The sequence below is a fragment of the Chromobacterium sp. Beijing genome (genome assembly GCF_021496765.1).
In the GTDB taxonomy this organism is placed as follows: Bacteria; Pseudomonadota; Gammaproteobacteria; order Burkholderiales; family Chromobacteriaceae; genus Chromobacterium.
The window spans coordinates 2,964,457-2,977,345 of sequence record NZ_CP053750.1 but is presented as its reverse complement, the minus strand read 5'-3'; the positions used below and the strand labels follow the sequence as shown (position 1 = coordinate 2,977,345).

The following is a 12,889-nucleotide window of genomic DNA, read 5'->3' as shown; positions in this document are numbered from 1 at the left end:
GGGCTGCCTCTACATGGAGAAGAACATGCTGATTGAAGTCACCGTCCCGCAACTGCCCGAGTCCGTATCCGAAGCCACGCTGATGAGCTGGCACAAGAAGGTTGGCCAAGCCGTCAGCCGCGACGAGAACCTGATCGACCTGGAAACCGACAAGGTGGTGCTGGAACTGCCGGCGCCCCAGGCAGGCGTGATCGTTGAAATCATCGTGGAAGACGGCGCCACCGTGGTGTCCGGCCAGCTGATCGCCAAGATCGACACCGCCGCCAAGGCCGGCGACGTGGCTCCGGCCGCAGCCGCCGCGCCGGCTCCGGCAGCCGCCCCGGCGCCCGCCGCCGCTCCGGCAGGCGGAGCCGCCATGCCGTCCGCCGCCAAGCTGGCCGCCGAAACCGGCGTGGACCTGTCCAAGGTGGCCGGTTCCGGCCGCGACGGCCGCGTGTTGAAGGAAGACGTGCAGGCCGCCAAGCAAGCCGCTCCGGCCCAGGCCGGCCCGGTGCTGGCTCCGGCCGCCGCCGGCGCCGCGCTGTCCGCCACCCCGGCCGCGGTCAATGTCGCCGCCATCCTGTCCGACCGTCCGGAACAGAGCGTGCCGATGTCCCGTCTGCGCCAGCGCGTGGCCGAGCGTCTGATCCTGTCGCAGCAGACCAACGCCATCCTCACCACCTTCAATGAAGTGAACATGAAGCCGGTGATGGACCTGCGCGCCAAGTACAAGGACCGCTTCGAGAAGGAACACGGCATCAAGCTGGGCTTCATGGGCTTCTTCGTCAAGGCCGTGGTCGCCGCGCTGAAGAAATACCCCATCGTCAACGCCTCGGTGGATGGCAACAACATCATCTATCACGGCTACTTCGATATCGGCGTGGCCGTGGGCAGCCCGCGCGGCCTGGTGGTGCCGGTGATCCGCAACGCCGACCAGCTGAGCCTGGCCGACATCGAGAAGCAGATCTCCGAATTCGGCAAGCGCGCCCAGGAAGGCAAGCTGACCGTGGAAGAACTGACCGGCGGCACCTACACCATCTCCAACGGCGGCACCTTCGGTTCGATGATGTCCACCCCCATCATCAACCCGCCGCAGTCCGCGATCCTGGGCATGCACGCCACCAAGGAGCGCGCCGTGGTTGAGAACGGTCAAGTGGTGGTGCGTCCGATGATGTATCTTGCCCAGTCCTACGACCACCGCATCATCGACGGCCGCGAAGCCGTGCTGAGCCTGGTGGCGATCAAGGACGCGATTGAAGATCCGGCCCGCCTGATCCTCGACTTGTAATCACCCGCGGCCGGGAGCGCGCTCCCGGCCTGTCTTGCGATGAATGGAGCTTGAATGCAGTTGCCCGACTGGTTTTACGGAATCGCCGCCATCCTGGCCGGCGTGGCCATAGGCTGGCTGACCTGGAAAAAACGCCGAAACGGCGTGCGCGAAGACCTGTACAGCCTGATCGGCAAAAGCATTCTCTGTCTGTTCATGATCGCATTCGGCATTCTGCTGCTGAAGGTCGGCAAGTAGACCCGGCAGCCGGCGGGCCGCGCGCCCGCCACCGACAAAGGAAAACAAGATGAGCCAATCGTTTGATGTAGTGGTGATCGGCGGCGGCCCCGGCGGCTATGTGGCCGCCATCCGCGCCGCCCAGCTGGGCTTCAACACAGCCTGCGTGGACGCGTTCAAGAACCCGGAAGGCAAGGCGTCGCTGGGCGGCACCTGCCTGAACGTCGGTTGCATCCCGTCCAAGGCGCTGCTGCAGTCGTCTGAAAATTTCCACGCGGTGCAGCACGATTTCGCCAAGCATGGCATCAGCGTCTCCGGCGCCAAGATGGACGTGGCGCAGATGATTTCGCGCAAGACCGACATCATCAGCAAGAACGCCGCCGGCATCAGCTTCCTGTTCAAAAAGAACAAGGTCGCCAACATCCACGGTCTGGCCGCCTTCAAAGGCCGCCAGGGCGAGAAATGGGTGATCGAGGTCAGCGACGGCGGCAAGGTGGTGGACACTCTGGAAGCCGGCCACGTGATCGTGGCTACCGGTTCCAGCCCGCGCGCGCTGCCGGGCCTGGCCACCGACAACAAGCTGGTGCTGGACAACGAAGGCGCGTTGGCGCTGACGGACGTGCCCAAGCGCCTGGGCGTGATCGGCGCCGGCGTGATCGGCCTGGAAATGGGCTCGGTCTGGAAGCGTCTGGGCGCGGAAGTCACCATCCTGGAAGCGATGCCGACCTTCCTCGCCGCGGCCGACCAGCAGATCGCCAAGGAAGCCTTCAAGACCCTGACCAAGGACACCGGCCTCGACATCAAGCTGGGCGTCAAGATCGGTGAAGTGAAGGCCGGCAAGAAGAGCGTCACCGTCAATTACGAACTGAACGGCGAAGCGGTCAAGGCCGAGTTCGACAAGCTGATCGTCTCCATCGGCCGCGTGCCCAACACCCAGGGCCTGGGCGCCGATGCGGTGGGCCTGCAGCTGGACGAGCGCGGCTTTGTGGCGGTGGACGACCATTGCCACACCAATCTGCCCAATGTCTGGGCGATCGGCGACGTGGTGCGCGGCCCGATGCTGGCGCACAAGGCGTCGGAAGAGGGCGTGGCCGTGGCCGAGCGCATCGCCGGCCAGAAGCCGCACGTGGACTTCGGCGTGATTCCGTGGGTGATCTACACTTCTCCGGAGATCGCCTGGGTCGGCAAGACCGAGGAACAGCTCAAAGCCGAGGGCGTTGAGTATAAGAAGGGCACTTCCGGTTTCGGCGCCAACGGCCGCGCGCTGGGTCTGGGCCAGGCGCAAGGCACGGTCAAGATCCTGGCCTGCGCCAAGACCGACCGCATCCTGGGCCTGCACATGATAGGCCCGATGGTGTCCGAGCTGGTCAGCGAAGGCGTGGTGTCGATGGAGTTCAAGGCCGCCAGCGAAGACCTGGCGCGCATTGTCCATGCCCACCCGTCCTTGTCGGAAGTGATACACGAAGCCGCTCTGGCCGCCGACAAGCGCGCTTTGCACGGCTAAGCGTTGGCCGGGTCGTGTACAATCGCGCACGGCCCGGCAAAACGGCCTCCTCGGGGGCCGGTTGACGGAGTATGCGGCGGCGGCGTTTAGCCTGGGGGGTAAGCGCCGCGCGCCAGATACATTCAAGGTTTACAAGCGACTCAAAGAAATAGGGGCGTCGGTTTCAGCCCGCCATCCATTTCTCCGAAAGGAAACCATAGATGAACCTGCACGAATACCAAGCGAAAGAGCTGCTGGCCAAGTACGGCCTGCCGGTGCAACAGGGCATTCTGGCCGCCACGCCGGAAGAAGCCGCTGCCGCTTATGACAAACTGGGCGGCAAATTCGCCGTCGTCAAGGCCCAAGTGCATGCCGGCGGCCGCGGCAAGGCCGGTGGCGTGAAAGTGGTGAAAAGCCGCGAAGAAGCCGCCGAAGTGGCCAAGGGCCTGATCGGCAAGAATCTGGTGACCTACCAGACCGACGCCGCCGGCCAGCCAGTGAACAGCGTGCTGGTGTGCGAAGACATGTACCCGGTGCAGCGTGAACTCTACCTGGGCGCCGTGGTTGACCGCGGCAGCCAGCGCGTGGTGTTCATGGTGTCCACCGAAGGCGGCGTGGAAATCGAGAAGGTCGCCGAGGAAACCCCGGAAAAGATCATCAAGATCGAGGTTGATCCGCTGGTGGGCATGCAGCCGTTCCAGGCCCGCGACGCCGCTTTCGCGCTGGAACTGAAGGGCGAGCAAGTTGCCGCCTTCACCAAGCTGATGCTGGGTTCTTACAAGGCCTTCGTTGAAAACGACTTCGCCCTGTTCGAAGTGAACCCGCTGGCGCTGCGCGAAAACGGCCAACTGGCCTGCGTGGACGGCAAGATCAACCTGGACTCCAACGCCCTGTACCGTCACCCGGAACTGCTGGCGCAACGCGACAAGAGCCAGGAAAAGGAACGCGAAGTGAAGGCTTCCGAGTTCGATCTGAACTATGTGGCGCTGGAAGGCAATATCGGCTGCATGGTGAACGGCGCCGGCCTGGCGATGGCCACCATGGACATCATCAAGCTGAAGGGCGGCCAGCCGGCCAACTTCCTGGACGTGGGCGGCGGCGCCACCAAGGAGCGCGTGATCGAAGCGTTCAAGCTGATCCTGGCCGACACTTCGGTACAGGGCGTGCTGATCAACATCTTCGGCGGCATCGTGCGTTGCGACATGATCGCCGAAGCCATCATCGCCGCGGTGAAGGAAGTGAACGTGACCGTGCCGGTCGTAGTGCGTCTGGAAGGCAACAACGCCGAACTGGGCGCCAAGATCCTGGACGATTCCGGTCTGAAACTGACTTCCGCCCAGGGTCTGAACGACGCTGCCGAGAAGATCGTCGCCGCCGTCAAGGCCGCTGCCTGAGACCCGCACTGAGCTGAGGAATACAAAATGAGCGTATTGGTAAACAAAGACACCAAAGTGCTGGTGCAAGGCTTCACCGGCAAGAACGGCACTTTCCACGCCGAGCAGGCGCTGAAAGTGGGCACCAAGGTCGTAGGCGGCGTAACCCCGGGCAAGGGCGGTTCCGAGCATCTGGGCCTGCCGGTGTTCAACACCATGAAGGACGCCGTGCGTCAGACCCAGGCCGACGCCTCGGTGATCTACGTGCCCGCAGCCTTCGCCAAGGACTCCATCCTGGAAGCCATCGACAGCGGCGTGAAGCTGATCGTCTGCATCACCGAAGGCGTGCCCACCCTGGACATGCTCTACGTGAAGAAGGCCGTGGACGAAGCCGGCATCCGCCTGATCGGCCCGAACTGCCCCGGCATCATCACCCCGGGCGAGTGCAAGATCGGCATCATGCCGTGGCACATCCACAACCCGGGCCGCATCGGCATCGTGTCCCGTTCCGGCACCCTGACCTATGAAGCCGTGGCGCAAACCACCGCTCTGGGCCTGGGCCAGTCCACTTGCATCGGCATCGGCGGCGACCCGATCCCGGGCACCAGCCACATCGACGCGCTGAAGCTGTTCCAGGATGATCCGGACACCGACGCCATCGTGATGATCGGCGAAATCGGCGGTTCCGCCGAGGAAGAAGCGGCCGAGTTCGCCAAGTCCTACGTGACCAAGCCGGTGGTCGGCTACATCGCCGGCGTGACCGCGCCCAAGGGCAAGCGCATGGGCCACGCGGGCGCCATCATCTCCGGCGGCAAGGGCACGGCGGAAGAGAAGTTCAAGGCTTTCGAGAAGGCCGGCATCGCCTACACCCGCAGCCCGGCGGAAATCGGCAAGACCATGTTTGAACTGCTGAAAAGCAAGGGCATGATCTAAGAAGCGGTTCACGATCGGCTGCGCTTGCTCTAGCTCGCGAGATCGTGGATGGATTCTAAGGCCGCAAACAAAACACCCCTGGCCAGCCAGGGGTGTTTTTTTATGCGCCGCCGTTCAGGCGTAGCGCGCGCAGACGCGGTCGAACGGTGGCCGGTAGCGTGGGTCGACGTAAGGCGTCAGCAGATAGAGCAGGCTGCGACAGCCGTCTTTCACCATGCGCTCCAGCTCGCTGGGCGTGGCGGAGTGCTTGAGCGTGGTCACCCAGCCGGTCTGCACCATCTGAAAGTGCTGGACCAGGTGCGCCAACTGCTTGTCGTCGCCCAGCAGCACGCCCTCTTCGCGCAGCCGTGAGAACAGCTGGGCCAGCTTGCCGGCCAATTGGCCGCGCGACAGCTGCTGGTGGTTTTCCGCCAGTTCCGGGTGCAGGTAGTACAGGCTGGGCATGCTCTTGGGCAGGAAGCGGAAGCTCCAGATGTGCCGCAGCGTTTTTTCCATCGCCCCCACCATCGCCTCTATCGAGTTGCTGTGCCGGAGCGCGGCGGACAACTGCTCGGCCATGCCCTTGACGTAGCGCTGGTAGAGCTCGCTGATGATCTCTTCCTTGTTGCGGAAGTGATAGTAGAGCTTGCCGGTGCTGATATTCATCCGCTCGGCGATATGGTTGGTGGTGATGACGCGCTCGCCCTCCTGATTGAACAGCTGCAAGCTGGCGTCAACGATGTTCTGAAAGGTTTGCGACCGTTCGCCGCTTTTACTCATCTTGGCCCCTTTCTGTCTAATAACCGGGCGCCGCCCATTGCCGTGGCCGCGCCCAGGCGCAAGTATCGCTCAAATTGGGGTGAAATTGTCGTGGTTAGGGCAAATTGTCGACATTTTGTGACGCAAGCGTCGGCAAGATAAGCTTCGCAGACGTTACGAGTATTTGAAATGCATGATTGAGCTGGTAGTTTGATTTAAAACATGCGCAAATATTTAAAGACATTGTTATTTTTAACAATGCATGACATCTCGTATGACGGATAATAACGCTTTTATCAGCAACGGCTTATCATGCGCTCCATCCGTCACAAGCTCACGCTGCTGACAGCGGTGTCCATTCTGGTCGCCACGCTCAGCATCACCATCACAGCCTGCCTGAATATCCGCTCCCACGCTTATCAAGAAGCGGAGCGCGAGATCAACCAGGTCGCCCAGCTACAGGGCGGCTTCGTGTCCGAATGGCTGTCGGTCCGCAAGAATCTGATCAGCGCCAGCCTCAGCCACGCCGACGACGCTCAGGTCAGCTACTATCTGCAGCAGCTGGCCAAGGGCGGCGGCTTCAATGTGATCTACGCCGGCAACGGCGTCACCGGCGACATGAAGTACTCGGTGCCGGGGCGTCCCAAGCCCAGCGCCGACTACCAGCCGGCCCAGCGTCCCTGGTTCCAGCAGTCCAAGGCCCAGGACGGCCTGATCGTCACCGATCCCTACAAGGATTCCGAGCCGGAAACCAAGGACAAGCTGGTGATCACCATCGCCGACAAGGTCAAGGGCCAGGAGATCGTGGTGGGCGGCGACATCCTGATCGACAAGCTGGTCAAGTCGGTGCTGGACATCAAGCTGGCCGGCAAGGGCCATGCCTTCCTGCTGACCAAGCAGGGCAAGATCATCGCCTATCCCAAGCCGGGCAATGAGCTCAAGCCCATCGGCAGCGTGATTCCGGCCTTGGACGAAGCCGCCTTCGCCAGCCTGTTGCAAAGCGACCAGGCCAAGAGCGTGGACATTGACGGCGGCGCTTATATGGTGGCCTTGCGCCCGATCGCCGGTTCCGACTGGGTGATGGGCGTGGCCGCGGACGAAGACGTGATCTCCTCCCAGGTCAACGGCATCATCTGGCTGATCGCCGGCGCCGTCGCCATCGTGCTGGCGGTGATGCTGACCTTCAGCTCCGCCTATCTGGGCCGCCTGCTCAAGGGCCTGTTCCAGGTGCGCGACGCGATGCGCGAAATCTCTCAGGGCGAAGGCGATCTGACCCGTCGCATCGAAGTGGCCGGCGAAGACGAGGTGGCGCAGACCGCGCAGGCCTTTAACCAGTTCGTGCAGCGGCTGAACGGCATGTTCCGCGAACTGCGCGACGAAGCCGGGCAACTGACCCAGGGCGTGATCGAAGTCAGCGGCGCGGTGAAGCGTCTGGCCGACGATTCCCACGTGTTGGCGGACATCTCCAGCTCCAACGCCGCGGCGATCGAAGAAGTGACGGTGAGCATTTCCCACATCGCCGACGCCACCCGCGAGACCGACAGCCTGGCGCGCAATACCGGCGAGCATTCGCGCGAGAGCGCCAACGATATGCAGCGCATCAGCAGCGAGATGTCGCGCACCAGCGAATCGGTGGGCGAACTGTCCGGCCTGCTGGCGTCCTTGGAGCAGCGTTCGCAGGAAATCTCCAAGATCACCAATGTGATCCGCGACATCGCCGACCAGACCAATCTGCTGGCCTTGAACGCGGCGATCGAAGCCGCGCGCGCCGGCGAGCAGGGCCGCGGCTTCGCCGTGGTGGCCGACGAAGTGCGCAAGCTGGCCGAGCGCACCGGCCAGGCCACGGTGGAAATCAGCCAGATGGTGGAAAACATTCTGGGCGAAACCGGCAAGGCGGTGCAGAACATGAACAGCACCGTCGGCGCGGTGGACAACAGCGTGGACCTGACCGCTCAGGCGCGCGCGCGCCTGACCGCCATCAGCGAGGCGATGCAGCAGGTGGTGGACAAGATCGGCGACGTGGCCCTGTCCACCAGCGAGCAGCACAACGCCACCACGGCGATGGCGCAGAGCACCGAGTCGATCAACAATCAGATCATCGACTCCGACTCCGCGCTGCAATCGGCGATGCAGACCCTGGGCTCCTTGAACGACCTGGCCCGCGGCATGCAGAGCACCTTCAACCGCTTCCGGCTCTAAACCGACTCAGCGATTGTCCGCGTAAGGAAACTCTCGCGCTTTCGCATGGTCAGTCATACAACGCCGGCTCCGTTCAGGGGCCGGCGTTTTGTTATGCTATGGATAGTGAAACGGGGATTGAAGGATTTCGGATGAAAAGACTGATGATGATGTCGGCGCTGCTGCTGACCGCCTGCGGCACCTTTCCGACCCAGGAAGGCTATGCGCAGAAGGCGTATTACTGGCAGGGGCGCGATGTGAATCAATTGCTGGCGGAGTGGGGCGCGCCGCAGAAAACCCTGAAGATGCCGAACGGCAACATGCTCTACACCTACAGCAAGGAATTCACCCAGCGCGAGCCGCTGCGCGAGAACCGCGTGTACGAGCCGGGCGCCAAGGTGACTTACAACGAGAACGGCCAGACCAAGACCATAGAAACGCCAGGACGCTGGGTCAACACCGGCATGATAGGCGGCGGTTCCACCCATTACAGCTGCACCACCAATTTCGTGGTCAATCCCAAGAGCCAGCTGGTGGAGACCGTCAGCTTCGACGGCAACAACTGCGTGGCGGTGCCGCGGCAGTGAGTTCCGGCCCCGCCGGACGGCGGGGCTGCGGACATGTAGAGCATGTTCACGATCTCGCCGGCTCGCGCCGCGGATCGTAACCGGTTCTTATTGGCCGGGCAGCTTCCATTCCCCCTTGCTGCGGAAAGGCACCCGGCCCATGCCGTTCAGGTCCTCCAGCGTGCCGTTCAGCTGGTATTCCAGCTTGCCGCCGTTGCCGGCCTCCATCGCCTTGCCGATCTGTTTCAGCCAGCCGGCCAGCGAGGTGTGCAATTGCAGGGTGACCATGCCTTCGCCCAGCGCCGGCACCGCGATGGCTTGATTGCTGAGCCCGGTGGCCAACTTTTCTCCCGCCACGTTCAGCTCCAGCGTCATGCCCTTGGCGTTCAAGGCCAGATTATTGGGATTGCTGACCCGCAGGCTGACTTCGAAACTTTGCTCGAACAGCGTGGTCTTGCCGGGTTTGACGTCGGCGATGCTGATCTGCGGTTTCTGATAGTTCAGCGCTGCGCAGCCGCTTAGCAGCAGGGCGAACAGGGCGATGCTCAGATATCGTTTCATATTCGGTTTTCCTAGGGTTGACTGGCTTTATTCCAAACCGCCCAGCACATCGCGCGTCACCGCCAGCCAGGCGCGCGCGGCGTGCGACAAGTATCCGTTCTTTTGCCAGATCAGCGCCAGATGCCAGACCAGCTTGGGTTCGGCCAGCGGAATCACGTCGTAGGCGGCGCGGTCCAGCCGCTCCACGATGGAGCGCGGCAGCAGGGTGACGCCCATATGGGCGGAGACCAGTTCCACAATGAAGTCCCAGTGCGCGCTGCGTCCCACCACGTGCAGCGGGCGGCCCAGCTCGCGGAAGGCGTCGCTGACCCGGCGCGCCAGCGTGAAATCCTGCGGGTAGAGCACGAAGGGCTGGCCGGCGATCTGTTCCAGCCTCACCACGCTCTGGCCCCGCCACTCCGAGCCGGCCGGCGCCACCAGGCACAGCGGGTCGCGCACCACGGCGAATTGATCGAAAGCCTGATTGTCCACCGGCAGCACCGCCACGCCGATTTCCAGTTCGCCGCTGCGCACGCTGCTCTCGATGGCCAGCGCGCCGTCCTCCACCATTTTCAGTTCGATCTGCGGATAGCGTTGACGGAAGCTGCTGACCACCGGCGCGAAGAAGGCCACGCCCACCATCGGCGGCAGGCCGACCACCAGTTCGCCGCGCTTGAGCGCAGACAAGTCGGACAGCTCGGTTTTCAACTGGTTCATCGCCGACAGCACGTCCAGGCCGCGCTCGTAAGTGGCCCGGCCGGCGTCGGTGAGGCGGAAGCTGCGGCCTTCGCGCAAGATCAGCGGGCAGCCCAGCTCCTCCTCCAGCTGGCGCACCATCTTGCTGATGGTGGGCTGGGTCACATAGAGGGCTTCGGCCGCCTTGGTGAAGCTTTGGCGTTTGACCACCTCGATGAAATAGCGCAGCGCGCGGATGTCCATGTGTGCTTGTCCGGATCATGTATTCCAGATTGGAATGCGTGAAATAATTTTAATTCATTTTTTGAATGCATGCCGGCGCTCTATACTCGAAACACTCCCTGTGTTGTGTAGTGGCTCAATCATGGCAAACCCGAACCTTCCCGCATTCAAGCAAGTGGCGCTGACCGTTGGTCAGGTGGCCTTGCTGAGCGTGGTGTGGATAGCGGCCAGCCAGTTGAGCAGCCATTTCCTGCCTGTGGTGCCTGCCGGCGTGCTGGGGATGTTCCTGGTGCTGGCGGCGCTCTGGCTGGGCTGGTTGCCGCTGGATTGGTGCCGCAGCGGCGCCCGCTGGTTGCTGGCCGAAATGTTGTTGTTCTTCATCCCCGCCGTGGTGGCGGTGATCCAGTACCCGGACGTGATCATGGCCGCCGGGCTGCGGATCGTGGCGGTGATCGTGTTGTCCACCTTGCTGGTGATGGCGGCGACCTCCTGGGTGGTGGACAAATGTTACCGCTTGGAAGTGGCCCTGCGCTGGCATGGCCGCCAGAAACAGGTGAAGACGCATGGAGCATGAAATCGCACTGGCCAGTTTGCTGATTACCGTTGTCTTGTACGGACTGGTCAAAAAGTTTTATCTGAAAAAGCGCAATTGGTGGAGCGCCCCGATTCTGGCGGTGCCGCTGTTGGTGATTGCGCTGGTGGTCCTGGCCAAGGTGCCGTACCGGGTGTATTTCGAAGACACCCGCTGGCTGACCTGGATGCTGGGCCCGGCCACGGTGGCCTTCGCGGTGCCGATCTACGAGCACCGGGCGATGATACGCCGTCACTGGCTGTCGCTGAGCTGCGGCGTGCTGGTGGGCATGCCGGTGGCGGTGTTCAGCTCGATCTGGCTGGCGCGCCTGCTGGGTTTGTCCGAGCTCTTGCAGCGCAGCCTGGCGCCGCGTTCGATCAGCACCCCGTTCGCCCTGGCCACGGCCTCGGGCATCGGCGCCTCGCCGGATCTGACCGCGGTGTTCGTGGTGATGACCGGGGTGTGCGGCATGTTGCTGGGCGAAGTGATGCTGGCCTGGATGCCGCTGCGCTCCAGCCTGGCGCGCGGGGCCCTGTTCGGCGCCGCCGCCCACGCGGCCGGCACCGCCAAGGCCAGCGAGCTGGGCGCCGAAGAAGGCGTGGTGGCCAGCCTGACCATGATGCTGGGCGGTTTGGCGACGGTGTTCGCCGCGCCGCTGATAGGTTTGTTGTTGTAGTTTGTGTGTGTACTTGTTGTGACCCGCATTCCCGTGGGGTGGCGTGCGGTGGTTTCTCCTCATCTCCCCAAACGAGCGTTGTTAGGGCCGACCCAGTGGGTCGGCCCCTTTTTTTGCCTATTCGCCACGGCGCGCGGGCGACAAAAAACCCGGCCGGAGCCGGGTTGGGCATCAAGATCGTTCAGCCCATTTGCTGCGGGGTGATCATGATCTCCACGCGGCGGTTGCGCGCCTTGCCGCTGTCGCTGGCGTTGCTGGCCACCGGCTGGGCCGCGCCGTAACCCATGGTGCGCACCCGCACCGAGTTGACGCCCTGGCCTTGCAGGTATTCGGTCACCGATTGGGCGCGTTTCTCCGACAAGGTCTGATTGTAGGCGGCGGCGCCGCTGCTGTCGGTGTGGCCGGCCACGGTGATCGAGGTGTCCGGGAACTGCACCAGCACGCCGGCGATGTCGCCCAGCGGTTTTTGCGCCCTGGCGCTCAGCTGATAGCCGTTGGTGGGGAAGGTGATGTTGTTGGGCAGGGACAACTTGAGCTGGTCGCCGATGCGCTCGACGGCGATCTGGCTATTCTTCAGCTTCTCGCGCAATTGTTTTTCCTGGTAATCCATATAGCCGCCGATGCCGGCGCCGATCGCGCCGCAGGCCAGCGCCGAATTGCGGGCGCCTTTGCCGCCATGGGTCAGCGCGCCCACCAGGCCGCAGGCCGCCGCGCCGCCCAGGCCGTAGAGAGCGGTCTTGCTGATCTCGGTCTGGCCGGTTTGCGGGTTGGTGGTGCAGGCGGACAGAGCCAGCGCGATCAGGGTCGCGGCGGCGGTGGCGGGCTTGAACAAACGGGTCATTGCTTCTCCACGGAAGGGTGATGGGGGTGCGGGTCCTGGCCGAAGGGCGTGTGGCAGACGCAGGGTTCGCCTTCGGACGCCTCCACCAGGGTTTGCAGAATGCCGCATTCCGCCACGGTGTGATGGTCGTGGCAGCGGTCGCGCAGCGCCAGCAGCTGTTGTTCCAGCAGGCGCAGGCTTTCCACTTGCTGATGGACCTTGCTCACCTGGCGGTCTATCAATTGATTGATGTCGTCGCAGGCCAGCGAGGAGTCGGCCTTGAACGCGGCCAGCTGGCGGATGTCGGCCAGCGACATGCCCAGCGAGCGGCAGTGCAGGATGAAATTCAGTTCGCCCAATTGCTCGGCGTTGTAGCGTCGGTAGCCGGAGGCGCTGCGCAGCGGCGCGGACAGCAGGCCTTCGCGCTCGTAATAACGGATGGTTTCCACTTCGCAGCCGGTCTGGCGCGCCAGTTCTCCAATCAGCATCTCAGTTCTCCCGCAAGACGCCCCGTTGGGCGATGGCGACGATGTGCCGCCGGGTGAGGATATTTTAGCAAAAAAGCTTGACCTTGTAGCGACTATAGGGTTTGCAATGAAGCTATATCAAT

At 63.2% G+C, this 12,889-nt stretch carries 14 protein-coding genes; 9 read left to right on the top strand and 5 right to left on the bottom strand.

All coding sequences use genetic code 11. The features are described from left to right. The first annotated feature begins 25 nt into the window (after positions 1 to 25). The 5 genes from odhB (at position 26) to sucD (ending at position 5,272) form a co-directional block, all read left to right on the top strand. Positions 26 to 1,267 carry a 2-oxoglutarate dehydrogenase complex dihydrolipoyllysine-residue succinyltransferase gene (gene odhB, locus HQN78_RS13840; RefSeq protein WP_081544315.1) on the top strand — a complete coding sequence of 414 codons (1,242 nt, stop codon included), beginning with the start codon at positions 26 to 28 and terminating at the stop codon, positions 1,265 to 1,267. 54 nt (positions 1,268 to 1,321) lie between these two features. Then, positions 1,322 to 1,504 carry a hypothetical protein gene (locus tag HQN78_RS13835; protein ID WP_048411385.1) on the top strand — a complete coding sequence of 61 codons (183 nt, stop codon included), beginning with the start codon at positions 1,322 to 1,324 and terminating at the stop codon, positions 1,502 to 1,504. A gap of 49 nt (positions 1,505 to 1,553) precedes the next feature. Beyond that, positions 1,554 to 2,987: a dihydrolipoyl dehydrogenase gene (gene lpdA, locus HQN78_RS13830; RefSeq protein ID WP_235084350.1), complete on the top strand. Its 1,434-nt coding sequence runs from the start codon at positions 1,554 to 1,556 to the stop codon at positions 2,985 to 2,987. A 200-nt stretch (positions 2,988 to 3,187) separates the two neighbouring features. Further along, positions 3,188 to 4,360 carry an ADP-forming succinate--CoA ligase subunit beta gene (gene sucC, locus HQN78_RS13825; protein ID WP_235084348.1) on the top strand — a complete coding sequence of 391 codons (1,173 nt, stop codon included), beginning with the start codon at positions 3,188 to 3,190 and terminating at the stop codon, positions 4,358 to 4,360. Between the two features lie 27 nt (positions 4,361 to 4,387). Then, the gene (gene sucD, locus HQN78_RS13820) at positions 4,388 to 5,272 is read left to right on the top strand and encodes a succinate--CoA ligase subunit alpha (protein ID WP_043592732.1); all 885 of its coding nucleotides are present in this window, start codon (positions 4,388 to 4,390) and stop codon (positions 5,270 to 5,272) included. Positions 5,273 to 5,386: 114 nt separating this feature from the next. On the opposite strand, the gene HQN78_RS13815 is transcribed toward sucD, so the two are convergent. After that, positions 5,387 to 6,031, bottom strand: a complete 645-nt coding sequence (locus tag HQN78_RS13815) for a TetR/AcrR family transcriptional regulator (RefSeq protein WP_081544319.1) — start codon at positions 6,029 to 6,031, stop codon at positions 5,387 to 5,389. Between the two features lie 291 nt (positions 6,032 to 6,322). Between HQN78_RS13815 and HQN78_RS13810 the strand changes: the two genes are divergently transcribed. Both HQN78_RS13810 and HQN78_RS13805 read left to right on the top strand, forming a co-directional pair. Then, positions 6,323 to 8,209, top strand: a complete 1,887-nt coding sequence (locus tag HQN78_RS13810; protein ID WP_107798173.1) for a methyl-accepting chemotaxis protein — start codon at positions 6,323 to 6,325, stop codon at positions 8,207 to 8,209. A gap of 131 nt (positions 8,210 to 8,340) precedes the next feature. Beyond that, a complete protein-coding gene (locus HQN78_RS13805) occupies positions 8,341 to 8,775 on the top strand; it encodes a hypothetical protein (protein ID WP_227106984.1) in 435 nt (144 codons plus the stop codon). An 87-nt stretch (positions 8,776 to 8,862) separates the two neighbouring features. Here the strand turns inward: HQN78_RS13805 and HQN78_RS13800 are convergent, their stop codons facing one another. Next, the gene (locus HQN78_RS13800; protein ID WP_107798175.1) at positions 8,863 to 9,315 is read right to left on the bottom strand and encodes an LEA type 2 family protein; all 453 of its coding nucleotides are present in this window, start codon (positions 9,313 to 9,315) and stop codon (positions 8,863 to 8,865) included. Between the two features lie 27 nt (positions 9,316 to 9,342). After that, on the bottom strand, positions 9,343 to 10,233 hold the full coding sequence (locus HQN78_RS13795; protein ID WP_107798176.1) for a LysR family transcriptional regulator: 891 nt from the start codon (positions 10,231 to 10,233) through the stop codon (positions 9,343 to 9,345). A 121-nt stretch (positions 10,234 to 10,354) separates the two neighbouring features. On the opposite strand from HQN78_RS13795, the gene HQN78_RS13790 reads away from it, so the two are divergent. Beyond that, positions 10,355 to 10,786, top strand: coding sequence for a CidA/LrgA family protein (locus HQN78_RS13790; protein WP_107798177.1), 432 nt, complete (start codon positions 10,355 to 10,357; stop codon positions 10,784 to 10,786). Then, on the top strand, positions 10,776 to 11,459 hold the full coding sequence (locus HQN78_RS13785; protein ID WP_048415644.1) for an LrgB family protein: 684 nt from the start codon (positions 10,776 to 10,778) through the stop codon (positions 11,457 to 11,459). The genes HQN78_RS13790 and HQN78_RS13785 overlap by 11 nt, the downstream gene beginning before the upstream one ends. A gap of 181 nt (positions 11,460 to 11,640) precedes the next feature. Here HQN78_RS13785 and HQN78_RS13780 read toward each other — a convergent pair whose 3' ends face one another. Beyond that, positions 11,641 to 12,300, bottom strand: a complete 660-nt coding sequence (locus tag HQN78_RS13780; RefSeq protein WP_235084346.1) for an OmpA family protein — start codon at positions 12,298 to 12,300, stop codon at positions 11,641 to 11,643. Further along, a complete protein-coding gene (locus HQN78_RS13775; RefSeq protein ID WP_107798179.1) occupies positions 12,297 to 12,767 on the bottom strand; it encodes a Cd(II)/Pb(II)-responsive transcriptional regulator in 471 nt (156 codons plus the stop codon). Before HQN78_RS13775 ends, HQN78_RS13780 begins: the two co-directional genes overlap by 4 nt. Between the last annotated feature and the right edge of the window lie 122 nt (positions 12,768 to 12,889).